Genomic DNA, 20,241 nt, shown 5'->3' with positions numbered 1-20,241 from the left:
CATCACCATCGGACAGCGCTGTCGGTCGATTCCCGGACAAATAAAAAGAGGGAAACGACCCTACAGTCGATCGAGGACTTCCGAGATGACCTCGTCCTTCGGTACCTGTTCTTCCTCGCCGGAGTCCATGTTTTGGACCGTGACGACGCCCTCGTTCAGGTCTCGTTCACCGACGACGACGGTGTACGCTGCGTTGATGCGGTCGGCGTAGCCGAACTGCTCGCCGACGCTCCGACCGGTCAGGTCGGTTTCGACGGTTAGCCCTTCCGCACGCAGTCCCTTCGCGTACTCCATCCCGATTTCGCGCACGGAATCGGAAATCGTCAACACGTAGGCGTCGGTCGACAGTGCCTCGTCGGGCCACTGGTCCAGTTCCTTCAACAACTGCATCGTCGTGGAGTAGCCGAACGCGAACCCGATTGCCGGAACCTCGCGGCTCCCGAACTGCTCGATGAGGTGGTCGTATCTGCCGCCGCCGAACAGCGCGCGGAGGTCGCTCTCGGTCGAAAACGCCTCGAAGACGAGACCGGTGTAGTAGTCCATCCCGCGCACAATGGAGAGGTCGAAGGTACACATCGACTCGACGCCGTAGGCCGAAAGCACGTCGTAGAGGTCGTGCATGCGGTCGATCGCGTCGTCAGCCCCATCGCCCTCGGGTGCTTTGTTCGAGAGTTCGACCAGTGCGCTCTCCATGTCTCCACTGATGGCGGTGAGTTCGTCGATCTCCTCGGCGGTTTCGCGGTCCACGCCTTCGAGTTCGAGGTTGTCGAGGAACTCCTCGCGGCTGATCTTTTCCTTCTTGTCGATGACGCGCATTACGTCCTTACTTCCCTCCACGTCCATCGCGTTGAGTAAGGCATCCAGCAGTTGTCGGTCGTTCAGCCTGAACTCCACCGAGTCGGCGACATCGAGTTTCTCGTAGATGGTGGCCGCACAGGCGATGATCTCCGCGTCCGCCTCGACCGATTCGACGCCGAAAATGTCGATGTCGGTCTGGAAGAACTCGCGGTCGCGTCCCTTCTGGACCGCCTCGTAGCGCCAGCGTTTCGAGGTGTCGAACCACTTGATCGGCGTGCCGAGGTCCTTTCGCTGTTGGACCAACCGCGAACGGGTCGGCGTCTGTTCGGGGATGAGCGTGACTTCGCGTCCGCCCTTGTCCTCGAAGCTGTAGGTCTGTTCCACGATTTCGTCGCCCGACTTCACCCGAAAGAGGTCGGTGGGTTCGACGCTCGGCGCGTCGATCTCGCGGAACCCGAACTCGCGGGCCGTCGCCTCGACGGTGTCCACGAGTTCGCGCCACGCCGCCCACTCCTCCGGGTAGCGGTCGTAAAAGCCTTTGAGGCTCTCGAATTCGTCCATGGTTCGCGTATCGAAGGCGAGCGCTTTACGTTTGGCTATCTCGTGTGTCCCCCCGTTCGAGCTCGAACGTCGCGACGATGTCGTCGCCTTGTCGCTTCGAGCCGACGAGTTCGAGGTCGATCCGCGTTTCGAACGGCGGCCCATCGACCGTAACGGTGTGGTACTCCCCTCCTTCGCCCAACGGGTGAACACCGCGTTCGTGCAGGTGGTTCAGAAACGTCTCGTCGAGCGGCCGTCCGAGCCATCGCTCGTCGATCTCCGTCGAATCGAGTTTCGCGACGCGGGCCTCGAATCCCCTGTCCAGGAACGTCCGGTAGGTCGCGGTCGGTTCCCGACCCCAGAGCGGAAACACCGGGGTCACGCCGGTGTTGTCACAGATCGATTCGACCCATTCCCTATCGGCATCGACGTCCACGGTTCCGAACACGCCGTACTCCTCGTCGAGCGATTCGAGGACGTGTTCGAACTGTACTTCGTACGTCTCCCACGTCACCCGTCGTTGCACGAGCGTCGTCCCGACACTGCGGGCCTGTCGCTGGACGAGTTCGTGGTACGACCCGGCATCGCGGTCGTCCCCTCCGTCGACCATCATCGTGACGAACCGCGAGACGTCGTACTCGTCCAGCGCCAAATGCCACGCCAGACTGCTATCCTTGCCGCCGCTCCACGAGCAAAACGCGTTCATCCGTTCTCCGACGGTATCCGCCGCGACGTGTTGAACGGTTCCGTTCGCGGTCGTCCGGGGGGCCCCGTCCGACAGACGGCGATTACCACCGCCGGATCGCGGTGTCTGTCGCGACCCAAAATCACTACCACCGCCCGCGACAACAGTCCGGCATGCGAATTACGGACTACGAACTGTTCGCCGTCCCGCCGCGTTGGCTGTTCCTTCGAATCGAGACGAGTGATGGACTCGTCGGTTGGGGTGAACCCGTCGTCGAGGGTCGTGTGAAGACGGTCCGCGGCGCAGTCGAGGAACTGATGGACGACTACTTGGTCGGCGAGGATCCGATGCCGGTCGAGGATCACTGGCAACGGCTGTATCGTGGCGGATTCTACCGCGGCGGTCCCGTTCTGATGAGCGCCATCGCGGGGATCGACCAAGCGCTGTGGGACATCCGTGGAAAGGCGTTCGGTGCGCCGGTGTACGACTTGCTCGGCGGCCCGGTCCGCGACCGGGTACGCGTCTACCAGTGGGTCGGCGGCGACCGCCCGGCGGGCGTCGCCGAGGCCGCTCGCGAGAAGGTGGATGCCGGATTCACGGCGCTGAAGATGAACGCGACGCCCGAACTCCGTCGAATCGACACGCCCGCGGCGGTCGATTCGGTCGGCGAGCGACTGGAGACGGTTCGAGAGGAAGTCGGCCCGGACGTGGACATCGGCGTCGATTTCCACGGGCGCGTGGCGAAGTCGATGGCGAAGCGACTCGCCGACGTCCTCGAACCGCACGACCCGTTCTTCATCGAGGAACCGGTGCTTCCGGAACAGAACGAGTTCCTCCCACAACTCGCGGCTCACACGTCGATTCCGATCGCGACGGGCGAGCGGATGTACTCCCGTTGGGATTTCAAGGAGGTGTTCGAATCGGGCGCAGTGGACGTGATTCAACCCGACCTCTCGCACGCGGGCGGAATCACGGAAACGCACAAAATCGCGTCGATGGCCGAGGCCTACGACGTGGCGCTCGCGCCACACTGTCCGCTCGGCCCGGTCGCACTCGCGTCCTGTCTACAGGTCGATGCCTGCTCGCCGAACGCGTTGATTCAGGAACAGAGCCTCGACATCCACTACAACGAGGGCGGCGACGTGCTCGATTATCTGGCCGACCCCAGCGTCTTCGACTACGAGGACGGGTACGTCTCGCTCCCCGACGCCCCCGGTTTGGGCGTCGAACCGGACGAGGAAACCCTGCGCGAGCGCGCCGGTCACGACGACTGGCACAACCCGGTCTGGCGACACGATGACGGCAGCGTCGCGGAGTGGTGACGGTTCGGTGTAATTCCGTTGCTTGCGTATCCATCCATCGGAAATGGTTGTGGTCACACACCAGTTGTAGAGTGTCTTGAGTCTCCTACGGAAGCAAGCTAAAGCAAAAAGCCACGATGTATTTAAAGAGATGATTTTTAGGAGTCGATTTTGTGACTAGTATCTAGTGTTCACACTACTTGAAGAGGTACTCCACACACAGATTTTGACGTTCGGAACTACTGTGCACAGAGAGGTTCAGGTTCACCAGTCTTGGACACGGCGTTGGTCGAGATTATCATTCAGTTCGGAAAATCGGTTATCGTCGATAAGGATATCGTACACGAGGTCAGAATCTTCGACAAGCCGATTGAGGAGATTGATGCCACCGGAACGACCTCGATTCTCCTTTTGGATGTCGATAAGGCCGAGAAATGCTTGCTCTTTCAAGATATCACGGAAGCGCCGCTCGGAGAGTGTGTCTAAATCGATTGTCCTGCAAATATTCGAATACTGGCGGTAGACGAGTTGTGTGGCGAATTCGTCTTGTGCCGAGTTGTTTGTGAGAATAGAGAGTGCTAAGAGCACTGCTTTTGCTTGTTGTGGAACCCCCTCGATAAGTTCCTTGAAGCGATCCTTTTCTGCTTCAGTACGCGCCTCTCGGACATGCGCTTCAGTTACCTGCTCTGCATCCTGCTTATATGCTAAATTGCCCGAATGACGAAGGATGTCAATTGCCTTTCGTGCATCACCGAAGTCCTGAGCCGCAAAAGCCGCACAGAGCGGGATAACGTCGCTCGTTAATACATCGGATTGGAATGCGTCTTTCCGGTTTTCCATGATCTGCTCCAACTGAGTGGCGTCATACGGTTGGAAGGCCATCTCCTTTGGCTGCAGACTCGACTTTACTCGTTCGTTCAGATCATCTGCCCATTCGATCTTGTTACTGATCGCGATAACTCCGATACGACAGGATGTGCTACCGGATTCACCGGCTCTAGACAGTTTCATCAATATGCTATCGTCAGTCATCAAATCTGCTTCGTCGAGGATGATGATGGCAACGTCATATTGGGAATCCAAGACTGTCCAGAGTCGCTCATAGTAGGCAGCAGTAGAGAGACCAGTTTCAGGAACTCGAAGCTGTGTTACATCCGGTTGGTTGTAATGGCGTGCAAGGGTCGAAACTGCTTGTGTCTCGGTGCTATGGGTTGAACAATCGACGTATGCTGTGCCAATACTGACCCCGTCTTTCGCTAACTCCTTTGCACGGGTTGTGACGTGGCGCGAAACCAGTGATTTCCCTGTTCCCGTTTTCCCGTAGATAATTACGTTTTCAGGTGAGTGCCCATTGACGGCACTTCGCAGTTCTTCCGCTAACATTCGAATTTCGTCATCTCGGCCGACGATCCGGTCGGCACTTGGGACGTGATCGATTTCGAGCAAGCCCTTATTTGAAAAGATGTTATCTTCTTGCTCGAAAATTTCACGAGCAACGTCGAACCCCTCACCACCATCTGTTCGTAGCTGGGATTGGTTTGGCTCGTTACCACGAGACTGGTTCATACACCAACTATTTGTAACAACTCACATATACCTCCTATGATATTATGGAGCCTCCTTTCCGACGTTAATTATTGTGATTATCGGCGTTGCAACGCATTTGGAGGCGTATTTGCAGTGGATTGTATTGAACTACGTTTCCGACGTATAGTCATCTGTTCTCCCCTTTGTTCCGATGTTTCTACCCGATTTAAGCGTTCTTGGGCTGTATTTCGATCTACTTTCCATTTATATATCATAACCTTGTTTCCGAAGTTTGAACCGGTTCTCCCCCCTCTTTTCCGATGTTCCCGAAATCTCATCGAAGGAATTCATTTTTCACTCCCTCCCCCCGTGTTTCCGACGTTATCCTCTAGTGGAGACTCTATACAGAGAACACCCACACCCCCCGTGTTTCCGACGTTTCTTCTAGCGACTTTCTAGACTTAGATTTCAATTAGAAAACACTCCCCACTCGTCTTCTAATTGCTGTGTGAGTGGAAACCAGTGACTTCAATTCCCTGTTCCGGTTAGTCATTGACTGCTTCCATAAAGAGACTCACATAGAATTTCGTAGAACGTCGGAAACGTGGGGGGCGTGTGCTTTCTTTTCTCCCAACAAAGAATACTGAAACTGACCTCCTAGAACGTCGGAAATGGGATTTCTCCATCTCACTTAAAAACTGTTTCCTTGGGAAACTCGGAAGTTCCGGAAACTCATCCTCCACTGCAAACCATCATACAACTTTGATCGACCCTGTTTTCGTTCAGGCGACGTATAACAAAACTCCATCCGGCCGACGAGGCTGTAAATGGGGTCCGTGGGTCTGGTTACCGGGAGGACAGTCGTACTACTACTCGTGCTGTCGCTCGTCGCTGGCACGTTCGCTCCGCAAGCGACGGCACAATCGTCGGGCAGACAGTCGTCAAGCGGGCCGCCAGCCGTTTCGGTTTCCATCGAGCGGCACGCGTCCCAATCCGGTACCGTTCGGTATCATCTCGATTTCGAGACACCCGACGACGGGAGCCACTTCTGGCTCATCAATTACACCGGAAACGTGGTGTCCTCGGATGGGTTCGTCAGCGACCAAACGGGGAACGGAAACCACGCACTCCGCTGGGACGGCGAGACTGACTCCCCGTCGATGACGATCACCACGAGCGTTCACTCCGGAAGCGGTCGCGAGTTCGCGGCGACCGACGACTGGGCGCTCGCACCGACGCCGAGGGTATCGGTTGCGTGGGAATCCATGGCCGCCGACGACTGGAGCTATTTTCACCCCCTCCAGGACGACTATCCGGATCGGAGCGTTTCGTTCGCCGATTCCGGCGTTCTCGGGTCGGCATTCACGTACGTCGGGAAGTACGACGAACACGTCCGTCACGCGGACGGGCAACGATTTCGGATGATCGTCGCGGCCGATGCGTCCCCCGCCGAGTCCCCCAAGTCGATTTTCGACTCGGTCAGCGCGGCGAGCAAACGGATTCCCGGCCAATCCCCGGACGACGTACTGATGTTCGTCCTCCCCGATCCGATCTGGCGCGGTGGGTACGCCTCGCCGAAGTACGGCGAACTATGGGTGCACGAAGACGCCCGTCTCGACGATCCGCAGAACCTCTGGTTACACGAGTATTTCCACACGCGACAGTCGTTCGAACTGGGCGATAAGATGGAGTGGTTTCGGGAGGCCAGCGCCGCCTACTTCGCGTCGGATTTGGCGATGAAGGAGGACGAAACCTCGAAATCCTCCGTTGTCGGAACGCTCTCGTCGAAATCGTACGACGCATCGACGCTCTCGAAACCGAGTACATGGGCCGACCGCGAGGTCCCGTACTATCGCGGGGCGCTCACCTTGTGGGTACTCGACGAAAAGATACAGCAGGCGACCGACGGGCGTCATAGTCTAATGGACGTATTTCATCGGATGAACGAACACAATGGGACGGTCACGTACGCCGATTTCCGGAATATCGTCGCCGATGTGGGCGGACGGTCGATGACACCGTGGTTGAACAAGCACGTCACGACGACCGCGAAACCACGGCTACAGGACCTCCAACAGGCCGACAATGCGGGATCGAACGTCGGCGGTGGTGATGGGTCACAGAAGGGTGGGAGCGCAAACAAACAATCCGGCGGTTTGAGCGGAATTCATTCCCCAGCAAAGACGGGTAACCTGTCTTCGACGCTCGTTTTCTGGGGAGGACTCGGGCTCGTCAGTTTGGTGTTCGGACTGACGGTGGCGCAGTACGCATCCGGTCTTGCGTCCCGGTTCCGCGGCGGAAAGGGGAAATAGGCCGGTTCTCCCATTTCGTCTTAGTGTGGCAGTTTCAGCAGCGTGGCCACGCCGACGAGTATCGTGGCGAGGATCTTGAGCCACACTTCGATGGCGGCCCCCCACACCTTCAGCAGTTCGCCGAGCCGACGCCACTTCGTCATCGAGTCGGCGGGCGATTCATCTCTCGAATCGTCTGACGGGGTCTCCCCCGTCGTCTCAGTACCGATTTTCATTCTCTGGATCGCCGATGAGAAGGATACGGCTCGAAGAAGCGACCTCCTCTCCGGAACTTAATTACACAGTATAGATATAAAAATCATTCTTCGTAAAATGGTGAATATTTTGCGAGCGGACGTGACACACTTCTCCGATTTCGTTCACTTCGGGAGGATGCTTTCGTACTTTGCCGCGAGCGGGTATCGCCATCCCACGCCGAACGCTTTCGGTGACACCTTGAGCACGGGAGCGGCCTGAAACCGTTTGTACTCGGATCGATGTAGCATCGAAAGTACTCGACGAACCGTTTCGCGGTCGTGTCCCGATTCGACCAGTTCGTCGGCGGTCAACCCTTCGTCCACGTACCCCACCAGAATCGAATCGAGAACCTCGTACGGTGGGAGGTCGTCCTCGTCGGTTTGATCCGCTCGAAGCTCCGCGGAGGGCGGCTTTTCGATGACGCGTTCGGGGATGGTCGTCTCGGATTCGTTCATCCGATTTGCAAGCCCGTAGACGAACGTTTTCGGGCAGTCCGCGATCGGAGCGAGTGATCCACACATATCGCCGTAGAGGGTGGTGTACCCGATGGCGAGTTCGCTCCGATTGCTGGTCGCGAGGAGGAGACGGCTCTGTTCGTTTGCGATCGCCATCAGCGTCGTCGCTCGAATTCGGGCTTGGACGTTCTCCTCCGTGACGCTCGGTTCCTCGTCGAGAACCGGTGCCAACTCCGTCTCGAACGATTCGAAGGTGTCCTCTATCGGTATGTCGAGGAAGTCGATATCGAGGTTGTCGGCGAGTTCGCGGGCGTCGATCTCGCTCTCGTCGCTGGTGTATCTGGTCGGCATGGCGACGCCGAGGACGTTCTCCGGGCCGAGCGCATCGACGGCCAGCGCGGCCGTCAGCGAGGAGTCGATACCACCCGAAAGCCCGACGATGACGTCCTCGAACCCCGTTTTGTGGACGTAATCCCTGATCCCAAGTGCAAGTGCCGACCGGATCTCTGCCGCTCCAACCGGGGGTTCGGGGGCGATGTTTACCGTCGCAGGCGATTCAGCGTCGAGTGGAACGTCGTAGACGGTGAAATCCTCCTCGAAGGCCGCGAGTCGGCATGCTATCGTCCCATCGGGTGCGACGACGAACGATCGGCCGTCGAAGATGAGCTCGTCGTTCGCACCGACCTGGTTCACGAAGACCAGCCACTTGCCGTGGTCGCTGGCGTGTGCGCCGAACAGTTGCTCTCGAAATTCTCCTTTCCCGCCGTAAAACGGACTGGCGGAGCTGTTCACGAGCAGATCCGCCCCCGCCGTTACGAGGTCTTCGATAGGGTCCTCGTCGTACTCCGGGCGCTCCCAGACGTCGGGTTCGTTCCACGCGTCCTCACAGATACTGACGCCGAGGTCGGTTCCGTCGCCGAGCGTGTGGAGCGGTTGGCTCGTCGCGGGTTCGAAAAATCGGTCCTCGTCGAACACGTCGTACGTCGGGAGGAGCCGTTTCTCGGTCCGACCGACGACCGTTCCATCGCGGCAGATCGCCACCGCGTTTTGCACTCCTTTCCCGTAATCGTCGGCGTTCCGCGCGACGAATCCGACGATAGCCGTGATGTCAGTCGCCTCCTCGGCGATCCGATTGAGAGCGGCGAGTTGTGTTTCGATGAACGACTCGCGTTTCACGAGGTCCTGGGGTGGATAGCCAACGAGCGCGAGTTCCGAGAACACGACGAGATCGGCGTTCTCCTCGCGTGCTCGACGGATTCCGTCCTTGATCTTCCGTTCGTTGTCCTCGATATCCCCGACGGTGTAGTTCGATTGTACCAGCGCGACCCGATGCATGTCAATATGTCCCACGGGGTAGTAGGGAGTCGAGTGGCAAAGGTGTGGTGTCGAAATTACGTTTTACGGTTGGTATGGATACTGGCAAAAGTGGTGTGTGGAATTTAAATGGCTCCATTACTGGCAATACCGGTTTCCTTTCCGTGATCGTGTGTACTCGTGATACCGCCCCACCCCTTGCCCACCGTATTCAGTGTCTCGGGTCATGAGGTACTCGGACGATTGTGGAAAGACACGCGATACGGTGAGGGGTGTGGCCGGAGGATAGCCCTTTTAGCTCATTATCTCGACGTCGTCATCGTCTCTCCATTTCGGCGGCCGAAAATAGTCCAGGCTCGTTTGCACGAACATCGCGGCAAACGTAAAGGTGCTTGCGCCCCTCGTTGTTTCATACCATGACGAAAGATTTGGACGTGTCGTGGCTTCACCTCACACCCGACGAGGAGGTTCTCTGGGCAGGTCACCGGAGTTTCTATCGGACGATTCCGTCGATTCTCGCCGGTATCGTCCTCGTTTTGATCGGTGTCGGTATCATCGGAAGCGGCTACTTCGGTTGGGCGAAGTGGCTCGGCGTTCTTCCGATTGTGGCCGGAATCGCGGTCGCCGTCCCACCGTTTCTCCGTTGGCGAAGCGAATGGTTCGTCCTCACGACCGAGGAGATATACCACAAGCGTGGCGTCTTCGCACAGGACGTGACACAAATGCGATTGGATCGTGTGCAGGATATTGCCTTCTCACAATCACTTCCGGAACGCATCTTCGATTACGGGACGGTGACGATACACACCGCTGGTACGTCGACGAACAATCTCGTTTTTGAGAACGTTTCCAACCCCCAATCTATCAACGGACTGTTGTCTGAACAGTTGGATAAAGTCTCTCCGCGGCAGTGATCTCTGAGTCGCTTATTTTCGACGTACAAACGTCGACAACAGTACATACGCGGTTTGAAACGATCTGAAACGGTGCACTACGAGTTTCTCCTTTTATTACCCCCCGGGGATATGGCCGAACCGAGGAAAGCGAAAAATGAGCCAAACTGACAGCGCCTCTCTTTGGACAGGTCCCCAAGAATTCGAGGGTTCTTTGAAGGCCCTCCTGGTTGCGGCACGCCGTGGTGCGGTCACGTTCGACCGCTCGTGGACGTTCCGCCGCGAGGACGATCATCCCGACCTCATGGTCGAAGTGACGCGACTGGCGAGTGACCCCGAGACCACACATACCTGTGGGGAGCACGCACCTACGATGGACGAAACGGAGTTCGAAACCAAACTGTCATCCCTACTCCGAGGCGCACATCGGTCCGGAATCGGCTTCGATCGTGCGTGGACCTTCCGGTGTGCTGATGGTCTCGACCTGATGGTTGAGATTACGCAACTCGCTAAACGGTGAAAAAGTCCTCTCCCTCCAAACGATCGATACCCCCGTTTTTACGCCGCTTCGATGTTCTGTAGCTCGCCGATCGGCTGTCGCTCCTCCGCAATCGGCTTGAGGCGGTCTACTTGGGGATCGAGCCATCCACCGACCCATTGGGTCTCGATGCGGAGATAATCTTCCGCGAAGGTTTTCACCAGTATGGTAAATCGGTCGTTCGTTCGGTCGATATCGTGCACGTGGCAATCGATAGTGACGTCACCGACGGTGACGCGGAGGGGGTCTTCGATTTCGAGGCCGACGAACGAGTCGACGAGATCGGAAACCTTGTGGCGGCTTTCGGTCGCACTCATTACAACTAGCGTTTCTTTCCCCATCTCTAAAAAGGGGGAATACGGTTTCACACTGTTCTATTCGTTTGTCGACAACAGGGAAACCGGTACCGTCTTGCGTTTCATCCGTTTTATCATAGAATATGTACCATTCTATCCATCCCTATATAAAAAGTGGGAGCACGAAGGTCAACATCTTTTACCGTGTCCTCGAAATGATACGTTAGAGATGGTTTGGGAGTGCCGCGACGTGAGCGAGGGAGAAGAATGAAGCAAGTTGCCAATCATAGGGTCAAGGAAGCTGACGGCTGTTACAGTGGTATTCCGATCCGTATCGAGGGTTATCGGCTCCAACGCAACGTCTACGGCGGGATCGAATGGTCGGATGGGGTTGAATCGGTGATCTGCCGTCGAGTCGGCGATCAGTGGCAAGCCCTCGTCGTTCGGAACGGGGAGACGCGAACGCTCTTCCCTGGACTCGGGTCACAAAACCACGCCCTGTGGTTGGCGCGTGAGTATCTGGAGTTCGGACAGACGTACGATGGTATGGATGTTTGGGAAGATCTCCCATCCCGAGAGCGGTCGAATCCGTTCCGTGACATGATTTCGTCCACGCAGAACTCGTTCCGCGTGTAGTCCGCTCGTTAGCCCGTGAATAATTATACGCCTTCTAGCGGAAGATACTGCTATGCAGGCAATCGTTCTGGCCGCAGGTGAGGGTACACGAATGCGACCGCTATCCGCATCGTGTCCGAAGCCCATGTTGCCGGTTGCAGAGGAACCACTTGTCGCTCACACGGCGCGCGCCGCCGTCGAAGCGGGTGCCGAAGAACTCGTTCTCGTCGTCGGCTACGAGGCTGACACCGTCCGGGAGTACTTCGGCGCGGAGTACGCCGGAATCCCGGTCAAATATTCGGTACAGGAAGAGCAACGTGGAACGGCCGACGCGGTTCGCGCGGCCCGTGAACACATCGACGGGCCGTTTGCCGTCCTCAACGGCGACAATCTCTATGATACTGCTGCCGTCAAACAGCTACTCTCGAACGGCCCCGGTGTGGGGACGTACCGAGTCGATGATCCTTCGAATTACGGCGTCATCTCGACGGATGGTGACCGTGCGACGGGTATCGTCGAGAAACCGGACGACCCGCCGACGGACCTCGCCAACACTGGTGCATACGTGTTCCCTGAAGAAGCGCGTGACTGGCTCGACGTTGGTGAGAGCGAACGCGGCGAGTTCGAAATCACGGACGTAGTGGAGCGCGTCATCGAGGAATACGACGTCACTGCCGTCGAAGTCAAACGATGGCTCGACGTGGGCCGCCCGTGGGAACTGCTCGAAGCGAACGAATGGAAAATCGGAGAGCTGGAACGCGATATCAGTGGGGACGTGAGCGATGGGGCCACGATCACGGGGGATGTAGTCGTCGAGGAGGGTGCAACGGTCAAATCCGGCGTCGTCATCGAGGGACCGGCGCTGATCCGTTCGGATGCAACCATCGGACCGAACGCGTACATCCGGGGTGCAACGCTCGTGGATGAAGGCGCAAAAGTCGGCCACAGCGTCGAGGTGAAAAACAGCGTCTTGTCGCCAGGTGCGACGGTCGGTCACCTCTCCTATGTCGGTGATAGCGTCCTCGGTCGTGACGTGAACTTCGGTGCGGGAACGAACGTGGCCAACCTCCGTCACGACGGTAAGTCGGTCAAACACACGGTGAAAGGTGACCGTGTTTCCACTGGACGGCGGAAGTTCGGTGTCGTCGTCGGCGACAACGTGAAAACGGGCATCAACACCAGTCTCTATCCGGGTGTCACGCTCTCGGAAGGTGCGATGACGCTCCCGAACGAGGAAGTCTCTCGGGACAAGTAACTCCGCGCTGTCTGTTATCTTCGGCTATGGAATGAAGTGAGAAGTAAAGGTGCGCGTTAGCACTACCGCATTTCCTCTCGGGCGAGGTCGGCTTCGGCGGGGTCGTTGGCACGTCCCTTCTTCACTTCGGTCGCAGTCATACATTCGAAACAGCCGTAGACTTCGTTTCGGTTGTTCCCGAACACGCGGGCGAATTGGGGGGTCACGAACGAACTGCAGTTACGACACTGTGTATCGGCCATCGTGCTACCGTCGACGTTTCGGGAACCGCTCATGTCTATCGACATTGTATCCCATGCTTCACAGGGTACCACTATTATTATCCAGCAATTAAGGAGGTGAAACTGACTGGAACAATGTCGAACTTCTGTAGTGTTCCAACCGTTTCACCTTGCCTGTGCGGGTTTTTTAAATATCGAACTAACTATACGAATCTTCTTCATGTGGCGACCGAGCACCGTTAGGTTTCGCGCCTTCGAGGTATACAATGTTGCCACGACCGACGCGCAATCGATTGATGTCACCCCTTTCTTCCATTCTGGAGAGCAGTCTGCTTACCTTCGACTTCGACCACCCGGTTTCCTCGACGATATCAACCTGTTTCATCCGGTCTCGATTATTGCGCAGGAGTTTCAACACTTGACCTTCGTCGGTGAGGATGTCTTCATCACCGTCGGCATCGCCCTCCTCTGATTTCGTTACCGGTATCGAGGTGGTTCCCGATTCGGGGACCGGTGTCGGTGGATCGGGGTCGTCACGACCGACCCGCCAGAGCAAGGCTGCAGCGCCGAAAATACCGATACCGACGACACCGACGAGCAGGAGTTGTATTCCCGAAAGACCGTTCGACTGCTGGTGTTTCGTTGCCGTCGTCGTTTTCGACGCTTGCGTAGTCGATCTCGCAACATTCGGGTTCATCGGCTCGGGATCCTTTGCATCGTTGACGCCGTCCCCATCGCTATCCGCCTTGTTTGGGTTCGTTCCGCTGAGTATCTCCTTTCCGTCGAGTATACTGTCGTTATCGCTGTCCTTGCTGACTGGGTTCGTTCCCCATTTGTTGACTTCCTCCCCGTCGTTGAGTCCGTCGCTGTCCATGTCCGAATCGTTGAGGGCGTCAGCTGGCCAGCCCTTTTTTTGTATTTTGTCGGCCTCGAACTCGTTCGTCAGGCGTCTTGGTCGTAGTCTCCCCCTTTCGTGATGACCGTCTGGTTGATCGTTCGACTGTCGATGATCGGAACGTCGCTTCCGAACGTGGGTCTCAGTCGGAAATAGAGCGTCCGTTTTCCGGTTTCGCTCGCGTTGGTACCGTTGAGTGTGACGGTCGTGGTCGAACCGTTTCCGACGGTCGCACTTTGACAGACGACGCTGTGGGGGTCCTTGCCGTTGTAACTTTCCAGTAGACAGACCGAATACTTCGACACGTTCGAATTTATACGGAATTTTACATCGGCGGTGTACCGTTCGGACTGCCAAACGTACGTCGTCTCGTTCGTTTTCGTGACGACGGCATCTCCGGTTCGATGTATCGAGATAATCCGTCCAGTATCTGTCCCGTCCGTACCCCCTGCTGTTGCCGGAACCACGGCGACACCGACGACGAGGAAAACGACAAGGATAGTATGGATAACCAACCAAATATGGTTCCGGTGGCCGAACATTTGTTTCGAGTACGTAGTCGGACGCTTAGTTCCTTCGCCATATAGTTCTACGTCAGACAAAATTGATATGAATGCATTCTAAATTATAAAAACATATAAAAACTGTCTCACAAGACGATTCGTTTCGGACGTTTGTCGTTAACGGAGGGCGATCTGCATGGCGGATATCATCGCGTACAGTCCGACGACGAATGCACCGAGAAGGTTGGTCGATGCGGCCGAGACGAGCGGTGCGTTCAACCACGCTGCCGCGAACGTTCCCGCGCTGACTGCGGTTGCCCAGCGGTAGTAACTGAACCAACGGTCGTTATCCGACTCGATGTCGATTTCGGTTTCCGATGTTTCGGACTCGATAGACGGTTCGAGGTATGGATCGAATTCGTCGGCCAGATCGTCACGTTCGACGATTCCACGACTCTTGTTGTACTCGATGATGCCTTCGCTGTCGAGTTTCGGGAGATGCGACTGATAGAGTGCGATGTACACGCGTTGGCGTTCGTCCGAAGCGAGTGCTTGAACGGTGGTGTCGTTTTCCCATGCGGCGACTTGTTCCGCGAGGTCGCGCATTTCCACGGGGTTGTCGTGCTCTTTGAGATACCGTAGGGCGTGTCGCCGTCGTTGTGTCTGAAGGATGTGGAAGATCTTGTCCTTCGTGAGGTTTTCCGGTTCGTTCTCGTTCGGCAACGACGGGGCTTCAGAGAGAGTTTGCGTCGTAGCGCTCATGTTTCTTCGACGGTATCCAGACGGGGACACATCATAAAATAGACCGACCCTCTCGCTTTCTTGCACGCCGTTGCATTCCGTTTACGTCTTGCGATTGTACAGTTTGAACGGAGTGAACCCACCGCGAATATATGCCTCTTCGGAGATATTTTATCGTGGGAACAAAATGCGTGCTATTGTCTAACTACCTGACAGTGATTGAAACAGCGTTAGCACCGTGAACGATACGATCACTACTCCCGTCGATTGGGTGGGTGTCAACCATCCAAGCGGGCCGAATCCAAGGATAGTACCGCCGAACAGAATCGTCGAGAGTACCGAGAGGGCCAGATAGTAGTGTGCGTATCGTGGTCGTGTCATCCGATATTTGCTTTAACTCCCTTGTAGACGTTCATCAGCAAGCCGGGTAGCTGTCGTACTTCCGGTTTACGCGACCGGCGAAGGTACCGGAACCCCGTCCTGAGCTGTCCTTCGTTCAGGAAGTGTCTAGCCAGAATGTAGTGATGCGCTCCAGTCACGTCTATTCCCTGTCGTTCTAGTTGCTCGACTTCTTTTGTGAACGTCCGACGGTAGTGTTCGTCAGCTTTTGCCACCGAATCCGCCGACGGTGACCCCGTCTCGTAGCGGAGGAGGAGCGTTTCGTTCACGCAGGCGAGTTTCCCGTGTTTGAGGACTCGGATGAGGAACTCAGGGTCCTGAAAGCGGGTGAACGACTCGTCGAACCCGTTGATTTCCCGGACGACCTCGCTCTTCACGATGAGCGTCGATCCCGCACTGGTGTGAAGATCGTCGCTCAACACCAGCCCGATGAGTTCCTTACCGCCCTCCGCACCTTCTGCTTTGTTTCGACGTGAAATGAACTCCGTCACCCATTTTATCGCCGGGTTCTGTCCGCCCGGGTGGACGGTTTCCGCCTTACAGTATGCCGCGACCCACTCGTCGGAGCGAAGTTCGAGGGTGAGAACTTGTTTTTCGAGTTTCGTGGGTAGCCACACGTCGTCTGAGTCGAGAAACGCCATGTATTCGCCCTCGGCATGCTCAATTCCCGTGTTTCGTGCGGCACTCGCACCCTGATTTTCGTCGTGTTCGAAGAACCGTATTCGGTCGTCGTCGTACGAATCGACGACCGAGGCTGTATCGTCGTCCGATGCGTCGTCGACGATGATGAGTTCCAAATCCTCGAGCGTCTGTGAAAGAACGCTCTCGACGGTTCGAGGCAAAGAGTGTGCACGGTTGTACGTCGGAACGATAACACTCACAGTCGGGGCCATTCGTTGCTCGTAGGTCCGTTCCCGCTGTGCTTTATTATCGACTTACTAATCGTGGAGGGCCACAGCGAGGAGGACGATCGCGACCAGCAGGAGCACCAGCGACGCCAAGGAGAGACCCGATGGCCCGACTCCTCCCGAGAATTTCGCCGCCTCGACCGCGACGAACGCGACGACTCCGCTCCCGACGATGTGAACGAGTTCGATCTCCCGCGTATCGCGTCCGCGACCGAGATGCTCCCCGACGTTGATGGCGTGTTCGCCCGCGTCCCACGCGACGACGGTTGCGGCACCCGCCACCAGTAACGTCCCGAGCGTTACCGCGTTGAAGATACCGGACGCGAGTACGCCGATGAAGACGAGTGCAGTACCGACTTTCACGAGCGTGCGCGACCCCGTCCCACGCACCGGTACGAGTGCCAGCGCGAGCACGAAGACGCCGATAAGCCCCGGAATCAACCGGATGAATCCGCTCAATCTAGCGATTCCGGCGGACGCGACGGCGAGCGCACCGACGACTCCGGCGACACCGACGACCCCGACCAACGCGCCCGAGATGAGCCACTCACGTCGCCAGAGACCGACCCCACCGGCGAGGGCAGCGACACCGGCGAGTTCGAGGACGAGTGCGAGTGATGACGCGCCGAGCTCCCACATCGCGAGCAGTGCGATACCGACTGCGAGCGCGCTCGCGACGCGTGTCGGTCGTTGGGTCGCAGTCGTGGTTCCGGTTACCGTGCTCATGCGTGTACCCTCCGTGGACGATTCAGCAATGCCGCGGCGAGCGGCGTCTCCGGATCCCACTCGATGACCGGAATATCCGCCTTTCGAAGCGCACTGAGTCGGTTTCTCCGTTCGACGCCAGCGAGCCGTTGGCCGACGCTTTCCTCGTCGGTTACGTCGGGGCTGATGACGCTCACGGGATGTCCGTACGCGTCGAGGCGACGCGCCGTCTCGATAATGGTTTGGTCCGAGAGCGGGGAGAGCAACACCACTTGTGCTGCGCTCGGAAGCCGCATACGGAGCTGTTCGAGCTGTTCCCCGTGGTCCGCTTCTTCAGTCGGCGGAAACGATGCGAACGCGGTATGTGTCGCAAGCAACTGTTGGGCATTCGCTCGATGTGACCGTCCCGCACCGGGTTCCAACCAGCACATCTCGCGGCCGAACGCCGCGAGACCGACGAGATTACGATCACGATGCAGCGACGCGAGCAGCTGTTCCGCCGCGGAAACGCTGTACGCAACCGCGTGTGGTTCGTCCGTTGCAGCCCGGTAGGCGACGGCCCGTGCGTCCACGAGGACGACGACCGTCGCGGCGTTCTCCTCGCGGTATTCGACGGTCGTCAAGGAGCCGGTTCGAGCGTATCGATTCCAGTCGATGCGGTGCATGGCGTCTCCGGCACGATACTCGCGGGTTCGGTAAAATTCGATGCCGCTCCCCCCTTTTTGCGCGACGATGCGACCGACCTGGTCGAGCGTCTTGTCCCGGAGCGAACTATCGGTCTCGGTCCCGGTACAGTCGAGTTCCGTATCCGCGGCCACGGTCGTTTCCACCTCGTGTGCGCCGCTCAGATCACGGGCGACGACGACGGCGGGTTCGAACGGGTGTTTCCCGTGTTTGGCTTGTACCCGATACGAAAAACTCACCGAGCGACCGGGCCAGAAGGCGACCCCTTTCCGCGGAGAACCACCGGAAACTGAGAGCAGTGCAGGTACTCCGTCCACGATGCGAACGTCGGGGAGGAACCCACCCTCGTTCGTCACCGTCACCGTTACCGTGACCTCGTTTCCAGGTCGTGGTGTACTGTTGCTGAGTCGACGTTCGAGTCGAAGGTTCGGCTCTGGCTCCCCCAAGACGCTCGGGTACGCCGCAAAGACGACGCCGATCACGCCGAGCAAAAGCATCGATGGACGGTTGACGGCGAGACCGACCGCACCGGCGGCGAGGGAGAGCGCGATGACACCGCGCCAACGATGTGTTTCGGTCATAGTCGCTCACCCCTGTCCGCGATCTCCATGGCGGTGCGGCGAGCGCAACGCTGGTGCCACGACCGACCGGTCAGGACGGTAGAAACACGGCTCCCGGTACCCACTCCCGAGACGTTGGTACCGCCAAGATAGGCCGCTACAGTCGGGTCGTCAGTCCACTCCCCCGATTCGACCAACTGTCGAGCATCCTTTCGAGTGCAGTTTTCGGCCCGCATCACGGTTTCGACGGCCGCCGCTCGAAGCCGTTTTTCGACGCTGCGCCGGTGCTTGCGACCGACGAACGGGAGTCGGAAGGACCACGACCCGATGGTCTCATCGAAGTCGTTTCCCGCGGGAGGAACCGTCACTGGCTCTTCGGGGGTGGGCATGTCGGCTTGAACGAGATTTCCGTCCCTACCGGAACCGAGGACGGGAATCGCCACGAGCAGGCCGAGCGTGCCGATGGCGACGACGAGCAGATAGTCGTTCCCGAGCGTCGCTACGAGCGAGTTAATCGGTATCGCGTTCGCACCGCCAGCGACCACGAAGACGAGCGCGAGCACTCCGACGAGTCCGAGCATGACACGGCGCCCGTTCATGATCCCACCCCGAGTCTGTCGGTTCCATGGTGTATTCGGGCGAGTCGGTCGTCAGTGATCGGTTCTCCGCCATATCGAACCTCTTCGAACGTGCGCGTCAGGGTACGAACAGCGTCCTCGTCGCCACCCGCGTCGATGGCCTCGCGTGCACATTCTCCGGGGGTTTTGGTGTGCGGTCGATCGACGCCGAAGCGTTCGACCATCGCCCACCACGCCTGTTCGATTTCGTTCGACGGGTCAGGCGTCGGTGCCGGTGTTGGTGTTCGTTCGTATCCCCCGGCGTTCCGCTCGTCCGACCCGCCGAACAGTCGGTTGCGGAAGCGAACGCCGGCCGCGACGCCGCCGACGATGACGAAGACCGGAACGATCCAGACCAACCATTGAACGAGTTTCCGGAGCAGCGCGAGGAGTTCGTCGAGGAACTCCATCTTCTGCCACGATGAACTCGACTTCGAGTGTTTTGCTTGCTTGTTCGCGCTGGATTGACTTTGTTGCTGGTTCGACTGCTGTCGCTGTTGATCGTTTGACTGTGATGCTGTCGGTGCTCCCTTCGATTGAGCTTCCCGTTTCAACTCCCCTGCGTCGGCCGGGTTGATGGGAAGTGACTTGTAATTGATATCGATGACGTCGTCGGGATTGGTGTGAACCGCCTTCCCGAGCGTCGAAGCTGACGTGCCGATGGCGAAGATACAACACAACGCGATGCCCGCTGCGAGGAGTCTATCCGTGTTCATATGGTATCCCCGTCGGTAGTTGGGTATCCGGTTCCACCGGTAACATGGATAGTGTATGGGTCCTTACCGGGTTAATTATAGACCTCGTAATGGATCAGTAGGCGCACCAGTACTCCGAAAAAAGACCGTTTCAACCCGTTGCAGAAGTGGCGATTAGTTGATGGTTTTACCGAGAATCCGCCACTTTCGAACCGCGATCAGCGAGCACTCGGTCGTACACATCAACGATCGAGTCGGCCATTTCATCGACGCTCAGTCCGTCTATTGCAGTTCGTCCGTCCGAAGGGTCACCCCGGGTGAGCACGTCTTCGACCGCGGAAACCAGTTCACTGTCAACGTCCGAGACGGTGCAGTTCGAAACGCCGTCGAGCACCTCACGAACGAACCCGACATCGGTCGAGATGATCGGCAGGTTACATGCCGCGGCCTCCTTGACGACCATCGGTCCGGCCTCCCGTTTCGAACTGACGAGGAGGACGTCGCTCGCGTTCATGTAGTACGGGATTTCCTCGTGTGGAACGCCGGA

At 57.7% G+C, this 20,241-nt stretch carries 22 protein-coding genes; 6 read left to right on the top strand and 16 right to left on the bottom strand.

Annotated elements, in window-relative coordinates:
• Positions 1-60: 60 nt before the first annotated feature.
• Both hisS and NKF25_RS23720 read right to left on the bottom strand, forming a co-directional pair.
• The gene (gene hisS, locus NKF25_RS23725) at positions 61-1,359 is read right to left on the bottom strand and encodes a histidine--tRNA ligase (RefSeq protein ID WP_253229084.1); all 1,299 of its coding nucleotides are present in this window, start codon (positions 1,357-1,359) and stop codon (positions 61-63) included.
• A gap of 25 nt (positions 1,360-1,384) precedes the next feature.
• Positions 1,385-2,044, bottom strand: coding sequence for a diphthine--ammonia ligase (locus NKF25_RS23720; protein ID WP_253229083.1), 660 nt, complete (start codon positions 2,042-2,044; stop codon positions 1,385-1,387).
• Positions 2,045-2,196: 152 nt separating this feature from the next.
• Between NKF25_RS23720 and dgoD the strand changes: the two genes are divergently transcribed.
• Entirely contained in the window at positions 2,197-3,345 is a 1,149-nt protein-coding gene (gene dgoD / locus NKF25_RS23715) for a galactonate dehydratase (RefSeq protein ID WP_253229082.1), read from the top strand.
• A 243-nt stretch (positions 3,346-3,588) separates the two neighbouring features.
• Here dgoD and NKF25_RS23710 read toward each other — a convergent pair whose 3' ends face one another.
• On the bottom strand, positions 3,589-4,890 hold the full coding sequence (locus NKF25_RS23710) for an orc1/cdc6 family replication initiation protein (RefSeq protein ID WP_082837686.1): 1,302 nt from the start codon (positions 4,888-4,890) through the stop codon (positions 3,589-3,591).
• Between the two features lie 788 nt (positions 4,891-5,678).
• Here NKF25_RS23710 and NKF25_RS23705 point away from each other — a divergent pair.
• Complete coding sequence (locus NKF25_RS23705; protein ID WP_253229081.1) at positions 5,679-7,163, top strand: glycyl aminopeptidase; 1,485 nt, start codon at positions 5,679-5,681, stop codon at positions 7,161-7,163.
• Between the two features lie 20 nt (positions 7,164-7,183).
• Here NKF25_RS23705 and NKF25_RS23700 read toward each other — a convergent pair whose 3' ends face one another.
• Positions 7,184-7,378: a hypothetical protein gene (locus NKF25_RS23700; RefSeq protein ID WP_253229080.1), complete on the bottom strand. Its 195-nt coding sequence runs from the start codon at positions 7,376-7,378 to the stop codon at positions 7,184-7,186.
• Positions 7,379-7,522: 144 nt separating this feature from the next.
• Positions 7,523-9,190, bottom strand: a complete 1,668-nt coding sequence (locus NKF25_RS23695; protein ID WP_253229079.1) for an NAD+ synthase — start codon at positions 9,188-9,190, stop codon at positions 7,523-7,525.
• Positions 9,191-9,585: 395 nt separating this feature from the next.
• Between NKF25_RS23695 and NKF25_RS23690 the strand changes: the two genes are divergently transcribed.
• Positions 9,586-10,083: a PH domain-containing protein gene (locus NKF25_RS23690; protein WP_253229078.1), complete on the top strand. Its 498-nt coding sequence runs from the start codon at positions 9,586-9,588 to the stop codon at positions 10,081-10,083.
• Between the two features lie 136 nt (positions 10,084-10,219).
• Positions 10,220-10,582 (top strand): hypothetical protein, encoded by a 363-nt coding sequence (locus tag NKF25_RS23685; RefSeq protein ID WP_253229077.1) that lies wholly within the window; start codon positions 10,220-10,222, stop codon positions 10,580-10,582.
• A gap of 38 nt (positions 10,583-10,620) precedes the next feature.
• Here the strand turns inward: NKF25_RS23685 and NKF25_RS23680 are convergent, their stop codons facing one another.
• On the bottom strand, positions 10,621-10,917 hold the full coding sequence (locus NKF25_RS23680; protein ID WP_253229076.1) for a hypothetical protein: 297 nt from the start codon (positions 10,915-10,917) through the stop codon (positions 10,621-10,623).
• 246 nt (positions 10,918-11,163) lie between these two features.
• On the opposite strand from NKF25_RS23680, the gene NKF25_RS23675 reads away from it, so the two are divergent.
• The gene (locus tag NKF25_RS23675) at positions 11,164-11,532 is read left to right on the top strand and encodes a hypothetical protein (protein ID WP_253229075.1); all 369 of its coding nucleotides are present in this window, start codon (positions 11,164-11,166) and stop codon (positions 11,530-11,532) included.
• A 52-nt stretch (positions 11,533-11,584) separates the two neighbouring features.
• Positions 11,585-12,766 carry a bifunctional sugar-1-phosphate nucleotidylyltransferase/acetyltransferase gene (gene glmU, locus NKF25_RS23670; RefSeq protein ID WP_253229074.1) on the top strand — a complete coding sequence of 394 codons (1,182 nt, stop codon included), beginning with the start codon at positions 11,585-11,587 and terminating at the stop codon, positions 12,764-12,766.
• A 62-nt stretch (positions 12,767-12,828) separates the two neighbouring features.
• On the opposite strand, the gene NKF25_RS23665 is transcribed toward glmU, so the two are convergent.
• The 10 genes from NKF25_RS23665 to NKF25_RS23620 form a co-directional block, all read right to left on the bottom strand.
• Entirely contained in the window at positions 12,829-13,008 is a 180-nt protein-coding gene (locus NKF25_RS23665; protein ID WP_253229073.1) for a hypothetical protein, read from the bottom strand.
• Positions 13,009-13,186: 178 nt separating this feature from the next.
• Positions 13,187-13,861: a helix-turn-helix domain-containing protein gene (locus NKF25_RS23660; RefSeq protein WP_253229072.1), complete on the bottom strand. Its 675-nt coding sequence runs from the start codon at positions 13,859-13,861 to the stop codon at positions 13,187-13,189.
• A 68-nt stretch (positions 13,862-13,929) separates the two neighbouring features.
• Positions 13,930-14,187, bottom strand: a complete 258-nt coding sequence (locus tag NKF25_RS23655; protein WP_253229071.1) for a hypothetical protein — start codon at positions 14,185-14,187, stop codon at positions 13,930-13,932.
• A gap of 375 nt (positions 14,188-14,562) precedes the next feature.
• Positions 14,563-15,147, bottom strand: coding sequence for a hypothetical protein (locus tag NKF25_RS23650; RefSeq protein ID WP_253229070.1), 585 nt, complete (start codon positions 15,145-15,147; stop codon positions 14,563-14,565).
• A 356-nt stretch (positions 15,148-15,503) separates the two neighbouring features.
• Positions 15,504-16,418, bottom strand: coding sequence for a glycosyltransferase family 2 protein (locus NKF25_RS23645; protein WP_256487814.1), 915 nt, complete (start codon positions 16,416-16,418; stop codon positions 15,504-15,506).
• 45 nt (positions 16,419-16,463) lie between these two features.
• Entirely contained in the window at positions 16,464-17,159 is a 696-nt protein-coding gene (locus NKF25_RS23640) for a hypothetical protein (protein WP_253229068.1), read from the bottom strand.
• Positions 17,156-18,403 carry a DUF58 domain-containing protein gene (locus tag NKF25_RS23635; protein ID WP_253229067.1) on the bottom strand — a complete coding sequence of 416 codons (1,248 nt, stop codon included), beginning with the start codon at positions 18,401-18,403 and terminating at the stop codon, positions 17,156-17,158. The genes NKF25_RS23640 and NKF25_RS23635 overlap by 4 nt, the downstream gene beginning before the upstream one ends.
• A complete protein-coding gene (locus NKF25_RS23630; RefSeq protein WP_253229066.1) occupies positions 18,400-18,981 on the bottom strand; it encodes a hypothetical protein in 582 nt (193 codons plus the stop codon). Before NKF25_RS23630 ends, NKF25_RS23635 begins: the two co-directional genes overlap by 4 nt.
• Entirely contained in the window at positions 18,978-19,715 is a 738-nt protein-coding gene (locus tag NKF25_RS23625; RefSeq protein WP_253229065.1) for a DUF4129 domain-containing protein, read from the bottom strand. Before NKF25_RS23625 ends, NKF25_RS23630 begins: the two co-directional genes overlap by 4 nt.
• A gap of 166 nt (positions 19,716-19,881) precedes the next feature.
• Positions 19,882-20,241 (bottom strand): glycosyltransferase (locus NKF25_RS23620; RefSeq protein WP_253229064.1); only part of this gene is annotated, 360 nt, incomplete at its 5' end.

This window comes from Haladaptatus sp. AB643 (assembly GCF_024136975.1).
In the GTDB taxonomy this organism is placed as follows: Archaea; Halobacteriota; Halobacteria; order Halobacteriales; family Haladaptataceae; genus Haladaptatus.
Note: the sequence above shows the minus strand (reverse complement) of the source record. Positions and strands in the feature narration are given on the sequence as shown.